General features: G+C 62.8%; 17 protein-coding genes (1 of these 17 running past the window's edge). 8 read left to right on the top strand and 9 right to left on the bottom strand.

Annotated elements, in window-relative coordinates:
- The 4 genes from lhpI to ACSQ3G_RS20370 form a co-directional block, all read left to right on the top strand.
- Window positions 1-631 carry the 3' portion of a bifunctional Delta(1)-pyrroline-2-carboxylate/Delta(1)-piperideine-2-carboxylate reductase gene (gene lhpI / locus ACSQ3G_RS20385; protein WP_436111325.1) on the top strand. Its footprint begins 323 nt before the window's first position, so only the last 631 of its 954 coding nucleotides appear in the window; its start codon lies beyond the left edge, outside the window; the stop codon is at window positions 629-631.
- Entirely contained in the window at window positions 631-3,117 is a 2,487-nt protein-coding gene (gene hrpB, locus ACSQ3G_RS20380; protein WP_436111324.1) for an ATP-dependent helicase HrpB, read from the top strand. The genes lhpI and hrpB overlap by 1 nt, the downstream gene beginning before the upstream one ends.
- A gap of 85 nt (window positions 3,118-3,202) precedes the next feature.
- Window positions 3,203-4,519, top strand: a complete 1,317-nt coding sequence (locus tag ACSQ3G_RS20375; protein ID WP_436111323.1) for an ActS/PrrB/RegB family redox-sensitive histidine kinase — start codon at window positions 3,203-3,205, stop codon at window positions 4,517-4,519.
- Between the two features lie 65 nt (window positions 4,520-4,584).
- On the top strand, window positions 4,585-5,160 hold the full coding sequence (locus ACSQ3G_RS20370; protein WP_046607960.1) for an ActR/PrrA/RegA family redox response regulator transcription factor: 576 nt from the start codon (window positions 4,585-4,587) through the stop codon (window positions 5,158-5,160).
- Between the two features lies 1 nt (window position 5,161).
- Here the strand turns inward: ACSQ3G_RS20370 and ACSQ3G_RS20365 are convergent, their stop codons facing one another.
- Window positions 5,162-5,650, bottom strand: a complete 489-nt coding sequence (locus ACSQ3G_RS20365; RefSeq protein WP_436111322.1) for an MmcB family DNA repair protein — start codon at window positions 5,648-5,650, stop codon at window positions 5,162-5,164.
- Window positions 5,651-5,829: 179 nt separating this feature from the next.
- On the opposite strand from ACSQ3G_RS20365, the gene ACSQ3G_RS20360 reads away from it, so the two are divergent.
- A complete protein-coding gene (locus ACSQ3G_RS20360) occupies window positions 5,830-6,501 on the top strand; it encodes a L,D-transpeptidase (RefSeq protein ID WP_105422070.1) in 672 nt (223 codons plus the stop codon).
- Between the two features lie 84 nt (window positions 6,502-6,585).
- On the opposite strand, the gene ACSQ3G_RS20355 is transcribed toward ACSQ3G_RS20360, so the two are convergent.
- The 8 genes from ACSQ3G_RS20355 to hslV all read right to left on the bottom strand — a co-directional run bounded on the left by ACSQ3G_RS20355 (window position 6,586) and on the right by hslV (window position 16,930).
- Complete coding sequence (locus ACSQ3G_RS20355) at window positions 6,586-8,757, bottom strand: malate synthase G (RefSeq protein WP_436111321.1); 2,172 nt, start codon at window positions 8,755-8,757, stop codon at window positions 6,586-6,588.
- Between the two features lie 112 nt (window positions 8,758-8,869).
- A complete protein-coding gene (locus tag ACSQ3G_RS20350) occupies window positions 8,870-9,790 on the bottom strand; it encodes a LysR family transcriptional regulator (RefSeq protein WP_436111752.1) in 921 nt (306 codons plus the stop codon).
- 103 nt (window positions 9,791-9,893) lie between these two features.
- Window positions 9,894-11,921 (bottom strand): hydantoinase/oxoprolinase N-terminal domain-containing protein, encoded by a 2,028-nt coding sequence (locus ACSQ3G_RS20345; protein ID WP_436111320.1) that lies wholly within the window; start codon window positions 11,919-11,921, stop codon window positions 9,894-9,896.
- 53 nt (window positions 11,922-11,974) lie between these two features.
- The gene (locus ACSQ3G_RS20340; RefSeq protein ID WP_436111319.1) at window positions 11,975-13,393 is read right to left on the bottom strand and encodes a cytochrome P450; all 1,419 of its coding nucleotides are present in this window, start codon (window positions 13,391-13,393) and stop codon (window positions 11,975-11,977) included.
- A 44-nt stretch (window positions 13,394-13,437) separates the two neighbouring features.
- Window positions 13,438-14,373 carry a DUF1402 family protein gene (locus ACSQ3G_RS20335; RefSeq protein WP_436111318.1) on the bottom strand — a complete coding sequence of 312 codons (936 nt, stop codon included), beginning with the start codon at window positions 14,371-14,373 and terminating at the stop codon, window positions 13,438-13,440.
- Between the two features lie 214 nt (window positions 14,374-14,587).
- Window positions 14,588-15,895: an ATP-dependent protease ATPase subunit HslU gene (gene hslU, locus ACSQ3G_RS20330; protein ID WP_436111317.1), complete on the bottom strand. Its 1,308-nt coding sequence runs from the start codon at window positions 15,893-15,895 to the stop codon at window positions 14,588-14,590.
- A complete protein-coding gene (locus tag ACSQ3G_RS20325) occupies window positions 15,892-16,410 on the bottom strand; it encodes a GNAT family N-acetyltransferase (RefSeq protein ID WP_436111751.1) in 519 nt (172 codons plus the stop codon). The genes hslU and ACSQ3G_RS20325 overlap by 4 nt, the downstream gene beginning before the upstream one ends.
- The gene (gene hslV / locus ACSQ3G_RS20320) at window positions 16,403-16,930 is read right to left on the bottom strand and encodes an ATP-dependent protease subunit HslV (RefSeq protein WP_436111316.1); all 528 of its coding nucleotides are present in this window, start codon (window positions 16,928-16,930) and stop codon (window positions 16,403-16,405) included. Before hslV ends, ACSQ3G_RS20325 begins: the two co-directional genes overlap by 8 nt.
- A gap of 190 nt (window positions 16,931-17,120) precedes the next feature.
- Here hslV and hisB point away from each other — a divergent pair, with 190 nt between their 5' ends.
- Genes hisB through hisH form a run of 3 tightly spaced genes read left to right on the top strand, consistent with a single transcriptional unit; the run spans window position 17,121 to window position 18,890 of the window.
- Complete coding sequence (gene hisB, locus ACSQ3G_RS20315) at window positions 17,121-17,729, top strand: imidazoleglycerol-phosphate dehydratase HisB (protein ID WP_436111315.1); 609 nt, start codon at window positions 17,121-17,123, stop codon at window positions 17,727-17,729.
- A gap of 19 nt (window positions 17,730-17,748) precedes the next feature.
- A complete protein-coding gene (locus tag ACSQ3G_RS20310) occupies window positions 17,749-18,240 on the top strand; it encodes a DUF2628 domain-containing protein (RefSeq protein ID WP_436111314.1) in 492 nt (163 codons plus the stop codon).
- Window positions 18,240-18,890 (top strand): imidazole glycerol phosphate synthase subunit HisH, encoded by a 651-nt coding sequence (gene hisH / locus ACSQ3G_RS20305; RefSeq protein WP_436111313.1) that lies wholly within the window; start codon window positions 18,240-18,242, stop codon window positions 18,888-18,890. The genes ACSQ3G_RS20310 and hisH overlap by 1 nt, the downstream gene beginning before the upstream one ends.
- Window positions 18,891-18,895 lie beyond the last annotated feature (5 nt).

Genomic DNA, 18,895 nt, shown 5'->3' with positions numbered 1-18,895 from the left:
CACTGCCGCGACCTCGGCGCTCGCCGCCCGGTATCTCGCGCGGGAAGATGCCGAGATCATGCTGATGGTCGGAACCGGCCGGCTTTCGCTCAATCTCATGCAGGCCCATGCGATCACACGGCCGCTCAAACATTTCCGCATCTGGGGGCGCAATATAGAGAAGGCCGAAGAGACTGCGCACGAAGCACGGATGCTCGGGCTCGACGCGGTGGCCGTCAAGGATCTGGCCCACGCGGCCGGACAGGCGGACATCATTTCCTGTGCGACGCTATCGAGCGAGCCGCTGATCCGTGGCGAATGGCTGAAGCCGGGCGCGCATCTGGATCTCGTCGGCGCCTTCAAGCCGAGCATGCGCGAGAGCGACGACGAGGCGGTGCGGCGCGCGTCGGTTTTCGTCGATACGCGTGCCGGCGCCATGAAGGAAGGTGGCGACATCGTTCTGCCGCTTGCAAGCGGCGCGCTATCGAAAGACGGGATCAAGGCGGAACTCGCCGAACTCGCGCATCGAAAACATCCCGGCCGCACAAGCGCGGACGAGATCACGCTCTTCAAGTCGGTGGGCGCAGCGCTCGAAGATCTTGCCGGAGCGATCCTCGCCTATCGTCATGTCAGCGGACAGGTTTCGCACTGATGGCCTCAGCGCATGAGGCAGGTCCGATCACGAAGACCCTGCCAAGGCTTCCCGTTACCGACGTACTGGGCAATATAATGGTGGCGCTGGCCGAAGGTACGCGCGCGGTCCTTTCCGCCCCACCGGGCGCCGGCAAGACGACGCTGGTGCCGCTCGCGCTGCTCGACCAGGCCTGGTGCACGGGAAAGATCATCCTGCTCGAACCGCGGCGGCTGGCAGCGCGCGCAGCTGCATCCCGGATGGCATCGCTGCTTGGCGAGCAGGTGGGCGATCGGGTCGGCTACCGGATGCGGCTCGACAACAAGGTCTCGGCGAAGACGCGGGTCGAAGTGGTGACAGAGGGCGTTTTCGCCCGGATGATCCTCGACGATCCCGAGCTCAACGGCGTTTCCGCCGTCATCTTCGACGAATTTCACGAGCGGTCGCTCGACGCGGATTTCGGTCTGGCGCTGGCGCTGGATGTGCAATCGGCACTGCGCGACGATCTGAAGATCCTCGTCATGTCGGCGACACTGGATGTGGAGCGGGTGGCGGGCCTGCTTGGCGAGCCTCCTGTTATCAAGAGCGAAGGCCGGACCTTTCCGATCGACATCCAGCATCGCGACCGCGCACCGAACGAAAGGATCGAAGACGCGATGACGCGGGCGATCGTCGAGGCGCACGCGAATGACACGGGTTCCATCCTTGCTTTCCTGCCGGGCCAGGCGGAAATCCTGCGCACGGCCGAGCGGCTCGCGAACCGGTTCGGGCCGGAGACCGTGGTCGTGCCGCTTTACGGCAACCTTTCCCAGAGGGAGCAGGATCTGGCGATCAGGCCGGCGCCCGCCGGGCAGCGCAAGATCGTGCTGGCGACGTCGATCGCCGAAACCTCCATTACTATAGACGGAGTCCGGATCGTCATCGACAGCGGGTTGCAGCGCCTGCCGGTGTTCGAGCCCTCGACCGGGATCACCCGGCTGGAGACGGTGCGCGTTTCCCGCGCCTCGGCAGACCAGCGGGCGGGTCGTGCCGGCCGTACCGAACCGGGCATCGCGATGCGCCTCTGGCATCCGGGGCAGACGGCAGCGCTGCAGGCGTTCACGCCACCGCAGATACTGGCAAGCGATCTTTCCGGCCTAGTTCTCGATCTTGCCCATTGGGGCGTCCAGGATCCGAAGGGGCTTGCCTTTCTCGATCCGCCTCCCGGACCGGCCTTCAACGAGGCAAAGGTGCTGCTGGCCCAGCTTGGCGCGCTCGACCCCCAGGGCGGGCTGACGGAAAAGGGCCGGCTGATGCGGGAACTGGCGCTTCCGCCCAGGTTATCGGCCATGGCTATCTCGGCGGCGGAGGAGGGTTTCGGCAGGCAGGCAAGCCTGCTTGCGGTGCTCCTGACCGAACAGGGGCTCGGCGGCAGCGACATCGATCTCGACGAGCGGTTGCGGCGGTTCCGCAACGAACGCGGCGACAGGGCCGACGCTGCAAGGAAGCTTGCGGACAGGGTCGCTTCGAACCTGCCGAGGCGATCGCAATCGACGGAACCGGTACTCGCCGGCAGGCTTCTCCTGCATGCCTATCCGGACAGGATCGCGCTCCAGCGCGGCGGACGCGGACGTTTCGTGATGGCAAACGGGCGCGGCGCGGAACTGCAGGAGACCGAGCGGCTGGCGGCATCGCAGATGCTTGTCATCGCCGACCTGACCGGCCGGGCAGCGCAGGCGCGTATTCTCGCGGCAGCGGAGATCAGCCGGGCGGACGTCGAGGCTGAGCTTTCCGGCGCGATCCGCGAGAGCGAGGAGTGTTTCTTCGACCGGGCGAGCCGGCAGGTGCGCGCCCGCAAGGTGACGCGGCTCGGCGCCATCATCTTTGAGGAAAGGCCGCTGCCACGGCCGAGTGGCGAACGGGCCGCACAGGCGCTTGCGGACGGCGTGCGGGAACTGGGGCTTCAGGTTCTGCCGTTCTCCAAGGAAGGTGCGCAATTGCGCGACCGGATCGGTTTCCTCAGCCGGTCGATCGGCGCGCCTTGGCCTGATATGAGCGACGAGGCGCTGCTTGCCCGGCTCGACGACTGGTTCGTCCCGTTCCAGGGCAGTATGTCGGGCATCGATTCCATCAATCCCGGCAGCCTTTCGGAAGGGTTGCGTTCGCTCATTCCGCATGAGGTTTCCCAGGATCTCAACAAGCTGGCGCCGACGCATTTCGAGGCGCCTACGGGCGAGCGGCATCCGATCCGTTACGACGGCGAGGAGCCGGTCCTGGCGATCCGGGTGCAGGAACTGTTCGGGCTGAAGAAACATCCGGCGATTGCCGGTGGGAAGCTGCCGCTGCTGCTCGAACTCAACTCGCCGGCGCATCGGCCGATCCAGACGACGCGGGACCTGCCCGGCTTCTGGGCCGGCTCCTGGAAGGATGTGCGGGCCGAAATGCGCGGCCGCTATCCCAAACATCCCTGGCCGGAGGACCCGGCCGAGGCTGCCCCGACGACACGTGCCAAACCGCGCGGGACGTGACAGAATGCCGCCTGCGACCTGAAGTCGAGCCGGTTTATGAAGGCGGCCGCAAGTCACTTGTATAAGGCAAGGTAAAGAGCAGACGGTGAGCGTAGACAGTCCTTCAGTGCGTTTTGCGCAATTCGGCCCTTCGAGCCGGCGGATTCGGCTTCAGACGCTGGTGCGGCTGCGCTGGCTTGCGGTCGCCGGCCAGACGATCACCGTGGTCATCGTCGGGCTGCTGCTGCAGTTTCCGCTGCCTCTTCAGGAAGCAGGTATCCTGGTCGGCGCGCTTGCGGTCGCAAACCTCACCCTGTCGGCCTGGTTTCCGCCGACCCATCGGCTTGGCCCGAAATCGGCGCTGGCGTTGCTCGGTTTCGACCTGCTGCAGATGGCGGCGCTGCTGTTCATCACCGGCGGGCTTGCCAACCCCTTTGCACCGCTGATCTGCGTTCCGGTCATCATCGCCTTCGCTTCCCAGCCGCTGCGCCATTCGCTAGTGCTGATCGTTTTTGCGCTGGTCTGCACCACGGTGCTCGCCTTTTCGCCCTATCCGGTGCCCTGGTACGAAGGCGAGCCGCTCCGGATCCAGCCGGTCATGCAGCTCGGGGTTTGGTGTTCGATCGCCTCTATGATGATGTTCGCCGCCTTCTATGCCTATCGCGTCAGCCATGAGGCGACGCTGCTTGCCGATGCGCTGGCGGCGACCGAACTGGTCCTGGAGCGGGAGAAGCATCTTTCGCAGCTCGACGGGCTGGCCGCCGCCGCCGCCCATGAACTCGGCACGCCGCTCGCAACCATCAGCGTCGTCGCCAAGGAGATGGAGCGCGAGCTCGGTCCCGACGATCGGTTCCGCGAGGATGTGCTGCTGCTGCGAAGCCAGAGCGAACGCTGTCGCGACATCCTTCGCCGGCTCACCTCGCTTTCCGCCGAGAGCGAGGAACATATGCGCCGGTTGCCGCTTTCCTCCCTGGTCGAGGAGGTGGTGGCGCCGCATCGGCAATTCGGCATCGAGATCGAACTCGTCGAGGAAAACGACCGAACCGACGAACCGGTCGGCAACCGCAATGCCGGCATTATATATGGGCTCGGAAACCTGATCGAAAATGCCGTCGATTATGCCAAGAGCAAGGTGATCGTCACGGTGGAGCACGACGTCGAGCGGGTGGCGATCACCATCGAGGACGACGGCCAGGGTTATGCGCCGGATATTCTTTCGCGGATCGGCGAACCCTATATGACGAAGAGGCCCAAGGAAGACGAACGGGCCGGTGGCCTTGGCCTCGGTCTCTTCATCGCGAAGACGCTGCTCGAACGGTCCGGCGCCTCGATCCGCTTCGGCAACCGCGACAGCGGCGAACCGGGTGCCCGCATTCATATCGAATGGCCGCGCTCGGTGATGGACGCGCAGGACTTGAAATAGGCCGGCCAGCCGGCCGATCATCATGAAAAGGCAAGCGGGCCTTTGAAACCCGCGGAGAAAAAGAGATGGAAACACACCCGGAACCGACCAAGGCTCATGCCGACCCAGAACTCGGGCCTGACCCTTCGCTGCTGATCGTAGATGACGACGGGCCGTTCCTGCGCCGGCTGGCCCGCGCCATGGAGACCCGCGGCTTCCTGGTCGACACGGCGGAGTCCGTCGCGGAAGGCATCGCCAAGACGAAGGCGCGGCCGCCGAAATATGCGGTGGTGGATTTGCGCCTCGGCGACGGCAACGGGCTGGATGTGATCGAGGCGATCCGTCAGAGCCGCGAGGACACTAAGGTGATCGTGCTGACCGGCTACGGCAATATCGCAACGGCCGTGACCGCGGTGAAGCTCGGGGCGCTCGATTATCTCGCCAAGCCCGCCGATGCCGACGACATTTTTGGCGCGCTGACGCAGCGGCCGGGCGAGCGGGCGGACGTGCCGGAAAACCCGATGTCTGCGGATCGCGTCCGCTGGGAACACATCCAGCGGGTCTACGAGATGTGCGAGCGTAACGTGTCCGAGACGGCGCGCCGGCTCAACATGCATCGCCGCACGCTGCAGCGCATCCTTGCCAAGCGCGCGCCGAAATAAGTCACATCTCGTCGAAATTCTTGCCGGTCGCCCATTCCGCCAGCATCAGGCGCTGGGCGGCGGCACGCGAAAAATTCAGTGTCATCGCCTTGCGGGTAGCGGGCGGCAGCCTGTGTTCCGGTGCGTCGCGCAGCAGATGCCCGCCATAACCGTCCGAGAGGAAAAGACCGCAATCCTCCGGGAAGATGTCGAGAGGCACATCCTTGTGCGTCGCGAAAAACAGCCGGTCGCAAAAATAACGGTATTCCGGCCATTTGCGATCGACGCGAAAATCCTCGATCGACGTCTTGATCTCGACGATCCAGATCTCGCCCTTTTCCGAAATGGTCACCAGGTCGGCTCGCCTTCCGCTCGACAGCACGAGTTCCGGCAATATCGCATGTCGCATGTCGTGGAGCAGAATCTGGACGCCCTTGCGCACCAGCATGGCGCGGGCCGACTGCCGCCCATCTATTAACGGATTATTACTGGCAAGGTTGAGTATAGTCATAGAATCCCGAAAAACCGCTTCCATGATGTTGCAAAAACGCCATGGCTTTTTTCAATCATGCGCCGGCTCTGTTTTGATGCGCTGCAGCGCTTGCCAAGCGTAGTTTAATCGAAAATAACCCGTCATCAAAGATGGGCCAGACGCCCGTCTAAATCGATTCGTTTATCCAAGAGATCTCCATGCGCTTTCGCACTAGCATGCTCGCACTCGGCTTGTTGGCAACTGCCGCCTTGGCCGGTTGCGCCTCCACGATTCCCGGCGGCGGCACCCAGGTGGCCACGGCCTCCTACACCGAACAGATCTTTACCGACTCCTACGGTTCGGTGAGAGACGCCGGATATACTCTGCCGGCGATCCCGATCAACAAGGTGGCCAAGCAGTATGTCCGCCAGATCGTCAGCTATCAGACCAGCGAAAAGCCGGGCACGATCGTCGTCAACACGCGTGAACGCCATCTCTATTACATCATGCCGAACGGCAAGGCGATGCGCTACGGCATCGGCGTCGGCAAGCAGGGTTTTGCCTGGTCGGGCACGGCCTATGTCGCCTGGAAGCAGGAATGGCCGACCTGGCACCCGCCGAAGGAAATGGCCGGCCGTCGTCCGGACGTTGCAAAATACGTCGAAGACGGCATGGGCCCCGGTCTCAGCAACCCGCTCGGCGCCCGCGCCATGTACCTGTTCAACGAAAAGGGCCAGGATACACTCTTCCGTCTGCACGGCACGCCGGAATGGAACTCGATCGGCACCGCGGCTTCGTCCGGCTGCATCCGCCTGATCAACCAGGACGTCATCGACCTTTACAGCCGCGTCCGTCCGGGCCGCGAAACCAAGGTCGTGGTGGTCCAGTAATCGCGAAATTCGACGAGAATACGAAAAGGCCGCCGAGAGATGTCTCCGGCGGCCTTTTTCTTTGTTCAGTTCCCTGCTCTCCGGTCAGCCAGCTAGCTTGGCTTTCAGCTCGATCCGGCGGCGATGCAGGACCGGCTCGGTATAACCGTTCGGCTGCTCGCGGCCCTTGAGCACCAGATCAAGCGCGGCCTGGAACGCGACGGAATCCTCGAAATCCCTGGTCATCGGGATGTAGAGCGGATCTCCGGCGTTCTGGCCATCGACGACGCCGGCCATGCGCTTCATCGTCTCGACGATCTGCTCTTCGCTGGTGAGCTTGTGATAGAGCCAGTTCGCCATGTGCTGGGCCGAGATGCGCAACGTTGCGCGGTCTTCCATCAGGCCGACATTGTTGATGTCCGGCACCTTGGAGCAGCCGACGCCCTGATCGATCCAGCGGACGACGTAGCCGAGAATCCCTTGCGCATTGTTGTCGAGTTCGCGCTGGATTTCCTCCGGCGTCCAGTTCGGCCGAACGGCGACCGGCACCGAGAGGATGTCCGACAGTTTTGCCCGGGTGCGGCTCTTCAAACCTGCCTGGACGGCTGCAACATCGACCTTATGATAGTGGGTGGCATGCAGCGTGGCCGCCGTCGGCGACGGAACCCAGGCGGTGTTGGCGCCGGCCTTCGGATGAGCGATCTTCTGCTCCAGCATCGCCGCCATCAGGTCCGGCATCGCCCACATGCCCTTGCCGATCTGCGCATGGCCGGACAGGCCGCATTCGAGACCGATATCGACGTTCCAGTTCTCGTAGGCTGCGATCCAGGCAGCCTGTTTCATGTCGCCCTTGCGGATCATCGGGCCTGCTTCCATCGAGGTGTGGATCTCGTCGCCGGTACGATCGAGGAAGCCGGTATTGATGAAGACGACACGCTCGCGCGCCTCGCGGATGCAGGCCTTGAGGTTGATCGTGGTACGGCGCTCCTCATCCATGATGCCCATTTTCATGGAATTGGTCGGAAGGCCGAGCGCCTGTTCGACGCGGGCAAAGATCTGGCAGGCGAAAGCGACCTCTTCCGGCCCGTGCATCTTCGGCTTGACCACATACATGGAGCCGGCCCGCGAATTCTGGCGGCGTCCGTTCGGGCCGATATCGCGGATCGCAATCAGCGCCGTAATCATGGCGTCCATGATGCCTTCCGGAACTTCCCTGCCCTCGCTGTCCAAAACCGCCGGATTGGTCATCAAGTGACCGACATTGCGGATCAGCATCAGCGAGCGGCGCTTCACCGTCACATCACCGCCGGCAGGTGCCTTGAAGGTGGTGTCCGGGTTGAGCTTGCGGATGAAGGACTTGCCGCCCTTGGCAACCTCCTCCTGAAGGTCGCCGTTCATCAGGCCGAGCCAGTTGCGGTAGACGACGACCTTGTCCTCGGCATCGACCGCGGCAATCGAATCCTCGCAGTCCATGATGGCGGTCAGCGCCGATTCCAGCCAGACATCGGAAATCCGGGCCGGATCCTCCCTGCCGATCGCCGTCGTGGCATCGATCAGGATTTCGATATGCAGGCCGTTCTTCGTCAACAGCAAATGGGTCGGCTTAGCCGGCTCTCCAAGATAGCCGGCAAACTGCGCCGGATCGGCAAGATTGACCGTCTTACCGTCCTGGGCTGCCGCCGCAAGCGTTCCGCCCGTCACCACAAACGAGGTGACGTCCGTCCAGCTTGCTCCTGATAGCGGCACCGAATGATCGAGGAAGTCACGCGCCCAGGCGATGACCCTGGCGCCTCGGATCGGGTTGTAGCCCTTGCCCTTTTCGGCACCGTCCGTCTCGGGAATGGCGTCCGTGCCATAGAGCGCATCGTAGAGCGAACCCCAGCGGGCATTGGCGGCATTCAGCGCATAACGGGCATTCATGACCGGTACCACCAGCTGCGGCCCGGCGATTTCGGCGATTTCCGGATCGACCTTGTCGGTCGAAACCGTAAAGTCCGGCCCTTCCGGCAGCAGGTAGCCGATGTCGCGCAGGAAGGCTTCGTAAACTGCCAGATCGCTGGGGGCGCCGTTCTTGCGGTACCAGTCGTCGAGCTTGGCCTGGAAGGCGTCGCGCTTGGTGAGAAGTTCGCGGTTCTTCGGCGCCAGATCGTGGACGATCTTCGAAAACTCGGAGAAGAAGCGGTCGGCATCGACGCCGGTGCCCGGCAGCGCTTCCTTCACCAGGAAGTCATGGAGCTTCTCGTCGATTGCGAGACCATTTTTTTCGATACGGGCCATCGGTTCCTCCGAATTTTTCATGCCGCGACTGTCTTTGTTAGCGAGCGAAATTGCAATTGCACAAATATTGAATGACCTATGCCATATTGGAATTAATCACGAACGATAGCAGCTATTTCCGGCCTGCCTCCGGGGAATGCCGCTCCCAATAAGGCGTCGGCCCATAGAGGTCCGCCAGATACTCGATGAACGCCCGGACCTTGGAGGGAAGATGCTGCCGGCTGGGATAGACCGCCGAGACCGAGACATTTTTGGAGCCTTCGTACCCTGGCATTACACTCACCAAACGCCCGTCCTGGAGTTCGTTGCCGATGTCCCAGGTGGATCTTAGCGCGATGCCGAGGCCGGCGATTACCGCTTCGCGGATGACTTCGCTCGAATTTGTGTTCAGCCTTCCAGCCGGTCGGTAAATCAGCGGGCCTTTGGGGCCTTCCAGCCTCCAGGGTTCGCCATTGTGGGCCGTGAGGCAGTGATGACCCGCCAGTTCCTCAAGGCTTGTCGGGGCGCCGTGCCGCTCGATGTAGGAGGGAGAGGCGCAGAGAATGCGTCGGACCTGCACAAGCTTGCGGGCGACAAGGCTCGAATCTTTCAGCTCGGATATGCGGATCGCCACATCAAAACCCTGGGCGATAATATCCGTGAACTCGTCCGACAGCATCAGGTCGATCGACAGATGCGGGTTTGCCTGCATGAATGCCGGCAAATGAGGCGCGATATGCATCCGCCCGAATGAAGTCGGCGCGGAGATCCGCAGATTGCCGGCGATCTCGGTCGACCGGCCCGAGACGAACTGCTCGGCATCCTCGATCCCGGTCAGGACGTTGGCGATCCTGTCGTAAAAACCCTTGCCGGCGTCGGTCATCCCGACCTGGCGGGTGGTCCGCTGCAGGAGCCGCGTCCCCAGCTGCTCCTCCAGCCTCTTGATACGCTTGGAAACCACTGCCGGCGAAATGCCGAGACTCTTTGCCGCCGCCGACATGTTTCCGGTGGCCGCCACTTTGACGAAGATTTCCAGATCGGCGAGATTGGTGATCACTGCAGTTTTTCCCGGCTGGAATAAATGCCGGCCAACTTACGCCCTTTTGAAGAGAGCTTAAAGGTGGTCCACACCCCCAGCGTCGAGGAGCATGGGCCGGCTAAGCGACCTGAAAAACAGCTATCCTCGGCCGACCGACAGCCACGGCAGTAATCCGTGCCTCGATGAGCTTTCGCGAGCCCTCGATTTCCGGCGCATCCAGTTCTTCCGAGACGGTCACGGCGGCGTCCCTGGCGCCATCCGCATTCGCCTGTGCCAGCGCGGCTGCGATTGCGCGGTCACGGGCCGTTGCCAGTGCTTCCGTTTCGCCGATGACCGCAATGCGCTCGCCCGCGCCGGACACTATAAATCGCCCCTCTTCCGGGGAAGTGACGACAATGGTGACGCTGGCACGGACCTGGCCGACCACCGCCCCGACGGCATTTGCGACATCGGCATCGGCCGGTATGACCGGCTGCGCGCCCAGCATATCCGCAACCGCCGGATAATAGACGGGTGCCGAAGCGCCGAGCCCGATCAAGGGACGATCGAGCGAGACGGAGAACCGGGCGATGCCGGGAACGCGTTTCAGCGCTCGGTCGACGGCAAGCGAAACCGCGGGATCGATGGCTTCGGCGCCGTCTTCGGAAAGGCAGGCCGCGAGCACGGCCTCGGACGACTGGCGCGTCAGCCGGCTCACGATCTTTTCGGCCAAGTCTCCCGGGGACGCGGCGATCCCGCGCCCTGCGCCGTCCTTGCGCCGGGCGGCAAGTTCGAGACCCAGACTTGCAGCCTCTCCGCACCATTGGTTCTGGCGGCCGAGCACGTGCAGGGCATCAGATGGGGTGATGCCACAGAGATGCACCAGCCCTCTCGCAACCAGCCGGTCGAGAACCGCCTTTTGCGAATTCATGGTCAGAAGATCATTGAGCGAAACCGGCGCAATGCCAATGCGGGCGAAAAGTGCCTGTTCCGGCGGCTGCAGGCCCTGGGCCATCATATCCGGCACGCCGGTTCGCACCGCAAAGCGCCCGTCGTGCCGTCCGGCATGGCTGGCCCGCAGCTGCCTTTCCAGCGTCGACAGGATGATCTCGCCATGCGCCATCGCGGCAAGGCTCAGCGGCAGAAGCCGGCGCGGACCGAGCGTGAGCCGGGCGTCGAGGCCGCGGTCGTCGATATGGACTTCGGAATCGCCGCCGAGCCCGTAGGTGCGCAGCGCCACCGCCTCGACCATGGTGCGATGACCGCCGACGACGGCGCCTTCTTCCGCCAGCTTCGGTCGCCCGCCATCGAGAACCGCAACATCCGTGGTCGTGCCGCCGATATCGGAAACGACCGCCTGATCGAGCCCCGTCAGGAAATGCGCACCGACGAGACTTGCGGCAGGACCGGAAAGGATGGTCTCGATCGGCCGCAGCCGGGCTTCGGCGGCGGAGATCAGGGCACCATCGCCGCGCACCACCATCATCGGCGCCGTGATGCCGCGCGCGGTCAGAAAACCTTCGCAGGAGCCCACCAGCCGGTCGATGATCGACACCAGCCGGGCGTTCAGAAGCGTGGTCAACGCACGGCGGGGACCGCCGAGTTTCGACGAAAGCTCGTGGCTGCAGGTGACGGGCAGATGCGAAAGCTCGCGAATACGGTCCCTGACCCGGATTTCATGAGCCGGATTCCGGACGGCGAAATAACCTGCGACGGCAAAGGAAGACACCGTACTGCCAAGCGCGGGCATGGCTGCCTCCAGAGCCCCCATGTCGAGCGGCGTTTCGTTGCCGTGCACATCGTGGCCTCCGGGCAGGAAGATCACCGGATCATTTCCCAGCGCCTCCGCAAGTCCGCCGCGGGTCAGGTCCTCCGCAGCAAAACCGATCATGATCAGGGCGGCACGACCGCCCTGCCCCTCGACCAGCGCATTGGTGGCAAGCGTCGTCGACAGCGAAACGAGGCCGATAGCCGAAGCGGAAGCCGCGCTTTTTTCCAGTACCGCATCAACCGCGCCGGCAATGCCGACCGCCAGATCATGCCTGGTCGTCAGCGATTTTGCCTTGGCGATAACGCCTTCGCCCTCGCGGAACAGCACCGCATCGGTATAGGTGCCGCCGGTATCAATTCCGAGAAGAAGAGGGCCGGGAGGAAAGGAAGGGGCCACGCGAGAATCCTGAAGATCGGGTCCATGGATCAATAGCGCATAGGCCGCCAAGATCAATTCACCAGCGGAGACCTCTGATGTCGCGGACTGACCCGCATAAGCAGACCATCTCGCGGCTGGGTGGTCAGCTTCTGGACCGGCCAGACCTTGGTTTCCGGCGTAACATCGAAACGATAGCGACCCATCAGAACCGCAAGCGCGATCACCGCCTCCTGCAGGGCGAAGGTGGCGCCGATACAGGTGCGCGGGCCCGCGCCGAAAGGCAGATACTGGAACCGGTTCAGCTTGCCGCGATTCTCGGGCAGAAAACGCTCGGGCATGAAGGCCCGCGGTTTTTCCCAATAAAGCTCGTGGCGGTGCAGCGTCCAGGGCATGACCAGCACGGTCACGCCGGCGTCGATCCTGACCGTCTTGCCTTCCGGGCTCGTCCAGCTGTCGTCGCTGATCGCTTCGCGGTTGATCGAAGGCGCCGGCGGATAGAGCCGCAATGCCTCCTCGAATGCCGCCCGCACCCATGGCATCAGTTCCAGCCATTCGACCGGATCGGCGCCGGTCGCCAGAACACGGTCGATCTCTTCCTCCATGTTCTGCCGTACCGATGGCGATTCCGCGACGCAATAGAGCGTCCAGGCCAGCGCCCGGGCCGTCGTCTCGTGCCCCGCGCCGATGAAGGTAAGGATATTGTCCTCGATCTCGCCCATCGTCAGTCCGTCGGGACCGGCCAGCTGCAGCAACAGCGTCAGGAAATCCTGCGGCACGTCGCCCGGATGTTTGCGCATCCGCTCCTGCCGCATAAGCATGGTTTCGGCGACCACCCGCCGGAACTTGTCGAGGATCCGCCTGCCGCCGATGCGCGTAACGCGTGGCACCCAAGGCGGCGCGCGCAGCATGTCCATCGGATCGATCCGGCCCATGCGATGCAGAAGCTGGTCGACATCGTCGGCAACGGTCTCCTTGTTCCCGGCGATCTCCCCGGAAAACAGGGTTTCGGCGAGGATGGCATAGGTCAGTTCCGTCATGTCGACGGAAATATCGCGGACCGAGCCCTCGGCGCCGGCCTCGGCATATTTTCTTGAGAACTCCTCGGTCTGGCTCAGCATCTGGCCGGCAAAACCGCGGGAATGCCTTGGCGTGAAAACCGGTGCCATTGCCTTGCGGCAGCGTTTCCAGACCTCGCCTTCCGCCGTCAGCAGGCCGTCCCGGAGGATCGGGCGAAGGACGAGCTGGCGGATTTCCGACATTTCGTAATTGCTGACATTGTCCACCAGGATATGCCGGATAAGCCCGGGATGATTGACGATCAGCGTCCGTTCCTTGAAGAACTTCGTCTCGAACCAGGGCAGCGTGTAGGAAACCTTGCCCCAGAGCTCCAGCGGATTGCGCAGCGCAGTCCAGATGACCTCGATCGGGTTCAGCAGTCGATCTCGAAGCGGAGGTGCCGGCGGAACGAAGGGTTCGGGGCGGATGTCCATGGACAGCCCTCCTCAGGGGTTTCCTATGGAGGGAGTATCAGCCGTCAGAGGAGAGATTTCAACTCGGCGAGCTTGTCGTTGACCAGCCAGCCGTAATAATTCTCCTCCGGCAGGCCGCCGCGGGCAGCCAAGGCCGCGGCGCGCTGCGTCGAACCGCCGGTATTGTAGAGCGTCGCGGTGATGCCGGGATTGCGGGAGATATCCATGCCGGCGATCGTCTTGTAGTCGTCGATGGAGCGGCGGATGCTGGCTGCCATATAGGCGAGCGACTTGTCCGGATCCATGATCGCATCATAGACCGCGGCCGCTTTATTCTCGTCGAGCTTCGGATAACCGGAGGTTCTGGCCACCATGTCCGAGAGCATCAGCGCCGTCAGCGGATTGACCTGGCCGAGGCCAAAAGTCTGGCCGGCATAGAACGGCTGAAAAAAGACCGCGCTGAATCGGTTGTCCGGAAACGAGGTGCCGCCAACCGAACGGCCGCGAAAACTCTTTTCCCAGACGCCTTCACGGCAGGTCCAGAGCTTGTAGGAATCGGCGAAATCGCCGCATTTGCTGAATTCCGGCCGATCGAGAAACTGCTGGATGGTCTCGTCGCCGTAGCCGAAACGGAAACTGTTGCCAGCATAGGCGGCGGCCTTGACGTAATAGGTCTGCAGCCGGTCGTAGGCATCGACATTGTAGGTGTGTTCGCCGACGATCGCGCCGATCATGTGGATCGGATCGATACCGTAATCGGCGGCCGTCGACCTGACCTTGGCAATCAGCTTCTTGTCGGAGGCCAGGAGGTCGCGGATTTTCTCGTATTTGTCATCGAAGGTGGTGCGGCCGGCTCGGGTCCGGCGTACGGAAGCGCCGGGAACCTTCGGCTGTTCCGCGTGACGGTTTCCTTCGGGAACCATCGTAAGTCCGCCTCCGAGCGCGGAAGAAGCCGCAGACGTCGCGACGACAAGGATCAGTGCCAGAAGGATGCGTTTCAAGATTTTTGCGTGTCCCAGGACTTAGACTATGCCGTTCTCCGGCACGGGATGCTGAAAGCCATTCCAAACCGACTCACTCAGCGCCGGATATTTCCATGAAAACGCGCTTCCCTTACGCGAGGCGCAAGGACCGTGTCGAGACGCGGGCGTTCAAAATCCCGTCAGCGCCGGCAAATGAGCAGCCGGACGTTGCCCGGCTGCCACGATTGCCCGCTCAGAGAATATAACGCGACAGATCGGTGTCGGCGGCAAGATCGCCGACATGCTTCTTGACGTATTCCGCATCGATCGTGACGGCCGTGCCGCCCTGGTCCGGGGCGTTGAACGAGATTTCGTCGAGCACCCGTTCCATCACGGTCTGCAGCCGGCGGGCACCGATATTCTCGACCGAAGAGTTGAGATGCACTGCGACATCCGCCAGAGCGTCGATCGCATCCTCGGTGAAGTCGAGCGTCAGCTCTTCCGTTTCCATCAGCGCCTTGTACTGGCGGATAAGGCTTGCCTCGGTTTCCGTCAGGATGCGGCGGAAGTCCTCCTTGGTGAGCGGCCTCAGCTCGACCCGGATCGGCAGGCGGCCCTGGAGTTCCGGTAGGAGGTCGGAGGGCTTGGAGACATGGAAGGCGCCCGAGGCAATGAACAGGATGTGGTCGGTCTTCACCGGTCCGTATTTGGTCGAGACCGTGGTGCCTTCGACCAGCGGCAGCAGGTCGCGCTGCACCCCTTCGCGGGACACGCCGGCGCCCATTCCGCCGTCGCGGGCGGCGATCTTGTCGATCTCGTCGAGGAAGACGATGCCGTCGTTTTCGACGGAGCGGACAGCCTCGCGCTGGATGACCTCGTTGTCGATCAGCTTGTCGGATTCGTCGCGGATCAGCTCGCCATAGGATTTCTTGACGGTGGTACGGACCTTCTTGGTGCGGCCGCCCATCGCCTTGCCGAACATTTCCGACAGGTTCAACACACCTATATTGGCGCCCGGCATGCCGGGGATCTCGAAACCGGGCATGCCGGAGCCGCTATCGGCCACCTCGATGTCGATTTCCTTGTCATCCATCTCGCCGGCGCGCAGCTTCTTGCGGAAGCTTTCGCGGGTAGCGGGCGAGGATGTCGCACCGACCAAGGCGTCCAGCACCCGTTCCTCGGCGCTCATATGGGCCTTCGCCTGCACGTCGGCGCGCATCTTGTCGCGCACGAGGCCGATGCCGATCTCGACGAGATCGCGGATGATCTGCTCGACATCGCGGCCGACATACCCCACTTCGGTGAATTTGGTCGCTTCGACCTTGATGAAAGGCGCGCCGGCAAGCTTCGCCAGGCGACGCGAGATTTCCGTCTTGCCGACGCCGGTCGGGCCGATCATCAGGATGTTCTTGGGCATCACTTCGTCGCGCAGGCTCTCGTCGAGCTGGTGACGGCGCCAGCGGTTACGCAGCGCGATCGCCACCGCGCGCTTGGCGTCGTGCTGGCCGATGATGTGCCGATCCAGCTCGGAGACGATTTCCCGGGGTGAAAAGTTACTCATGTCAAATCCGTTTCTTGGCTTGCGTCCAGCGCCATGAAATGGGCCGGACCGTATATGGATGTCCTGGTGTCGACGTAGCGGAAGCCGGCCTTCTCGTAGGCGCGGATCGCCTGGGCGTTTTCCGGGTCCGGATCGATGACGATCCTTCTCGCGCCCCTTTCGAAAAGCTCAGCGGCCAGCTGGCGGATGATCGCGCTGCCATGGCCGATGCCGACAAGTTCGGGGATGCCGATCGAGATATCGATGCCGAGCGTGCCCTTCGGCTGATCCTGATAGGGATGGTCCTCTTCAAGATGCGGATCGTAGTACTGGAGATAGGCGATCGGCCTGCCGTCCAGTTCCACGATCATCGGCCGTGTCTCGACGCTCGTCATCAACTGTTCGATGCTTGCCAGTTCCTCATCGACCCCGCCCCACCATTTCGCGATATGCGGCTCGGCGAGCCACTGCGCGAGCAGCGGAAAATCCTCTGCCGCGACATCACGAAACGAATAGCGGGGCGCGCCGTCAGTCATCGGCATCCAGCGTTTCGATGACCAGGTTATGGTTGGTGTAGACGCAGATATCGGCGGCGATATCCAGCGCCTTGCGGGCGATCTCCTCGGCCGACTTGTCCGAATCCATCATCGCGCGTGCTGCGGCATAGGCATAGTTGCCGCCCGAGCCGATCGCGATCGTTCCGTGCTCCGGTTCCAGCACGTCACCGTTGCCGGTAACCGCCAGTGTCGTCGATTTGTCGGCGACCAGCATCATCGCTTCGAGATTGCGCAGGTACTTGTCCGTGCGCCAGTCCTTGGCAAGCTCGACGGCGGCCCGCATCAGCTGGCCCGGATATTGTTCGAGCTTCTTTTCAAGCCGGTCGAGCAGCGTGAAGGCATCGGCGGTCGCGCCGGCGAAACCGGCGATCACTTCGCCCTTGCCGATGCGGCGCACCTTGCGGGCATTGCCCTTCATCACGGTCTGGCCAAGGCTCACCTGGCCGTCGCCGGCCATGATGACCTTGCCGCCTTTCCGAACAGTAATAATGGTTGTCATAAGCCACCTGTTGGCCCGTCTTGCGGGCATTGGTTTTCAGAGCATTTCGGCCCCGTTGGACATTTATGTAAGACGGTCCAGGGCGAATGCAATCTCATGATGCTATGCCGCCGCCACTGCCCTGCTTTTGCTGGATATTTGACGTAGTGCCTGATAAGGAGCGCAGATCGATCGCATGGAGCAGACCCAGATGGGTGAGACGACTACCGCACGCGTGGGCAACATCGTCCGCAAGACCAACGAAACCTCCGTTTCCGTTTCCGTCAATCTCGACGGCACCGGCGCGGCCAGGATTTCCACGGGCGTCGGCTTTTTCGACCATATGCTGGACCAGCTCTCGCGACATTCGCTGATCGACATGGACATCGAGGTCACCGGCGACCTGCATATCGACGACCACCATACCGTGGAAGACACCGGTATCGCGATCGGCCAGGCAATCTCCAAGGCGCTCGGCGACCGTCGCGGCATCGCCCGCTATGCCTCGCTCGACCTTGCCATGGACGAGACGATGACCAAGGCGGCTATCGATGTTTCCGGCCGGCCGTTCCTGGTCTGGAACGTCGCGTTCAGCGCGCCGAAGATCGGCACGTTCGATACGGAACTGGTGCGGGAATTTTTTCAAGCGCTTGCCCAGAATGCGGGCATCACGCTGCATGTCCTGAACCATTACGGCGCCAACAACCATCATATCGCCGAGACCTGCTTCAAAGCCGTGGCACGGACACTTCGCGCCGCCATTGAAATCGACCCGCGGCAGGCCAATCGCGTTCCTTCGACCAAGGGAATGCTGGTCTGACTGCTTGAGGAGACAATCCTTGAGAAGCTATCTCGTTCTGACACCGCCCAATGACCCGCGACGCGGACCCGAAAGGGATCTCCAGTCGACCCTCGTTCTGCGGGACGGGTTTTCCTGGCTGGCGCTGTTGTTTCCGTGGATCTGGCTGTTCTGGCATGGGCTATGGATTGCCGGGATCGTGGTGCTGCTGGTCCAGATCGGCGGCGGCATCCTGATGCAGGTTCCTGGTTTCTGGACCGCCGGCCTGCTGCTTGGTTTCGCCACCAGCCTGCTCACGGCATTCGAGGGCCGACATTATCGCTCCGAAGCGCTGATCCGCCGCGGCTGGACACTGGAAACGGTGATCTCCGCCCACGATCTGCGTACGGCCGAAGATATCTACTTCTCTGGCCTGCCGCAGCCGGAACAACAACCAATGCCGGTCTCGGCCGAGTGGGCAAAGCAGGCAAAGCCGCCCGCCGCCGGATGGCAGGCCCCACACATGGGCCTTTTCGAACATGGAGGACGCTGATGCGCGTCGCAATCATCGACTACGGGTCCGGCAACCTCCGTTCCGCGACCAAGGCCTTTGAACGAGCCGCCCGGGAAGCCGGAATCGACGCGGTCATCGATCTGACCGACAAGGCCGAGGCCGTTGCCAGCGCCGACCGTATCGTGCTGCCGGGTGTCGGCGCCTATGCGGACTGCAGCGCCGGCCTCGCCGCCGTGCCGGGCATGCGGGAAGCCATCCTCGACGTCGTCGAGCACAAGGGCCGCCCCTTCCTCGGCATCTGCGTCGGCATGCAGCTGATGTCGTCGCGGGGGCTTGAAAAGACGACCACCGACGGCTTCGGTTGGATCGAAGGCGATGTCGTCGAGATGACCCCGAGCGATCCCAACCTCAAGATCCCGCAGATCGGCTGGAACACGCTCGATATCCATCACCCCCACCCGCTGTTTGACGGCATCCCGACCGGACCGGACGGCTTGCACGCCTATTTCGTGCATTCCTACCATCTGGCGGCCAAGCACCGCAGCGACGTGATCGCGACCACCGAGTACGGCGGTTCGATGACCGCTTTCGTCGGCCGCGACAATGTGGCGGGCTCCCAGTTTCACCCTGAGAAAAGCCAGACGCTAGGGCTTGCCCTCATCTCCAATTTCCTGCGCTGGAAGCCCTGAGCTCG

Source organism: Neorhizobium tomejilense (assembly GCF_964254135.1).
GTDB classification, from domain to species: Bacteria; Pseudomonadota; Alphaproteobacteria; order Rhizobiales; family Rhizobiaceae; genus Neorhizobium; species Neorhizobium tomejilense.
This window is presented reverse-complemented; position numbering and strand designations above follow the sequence as displayed.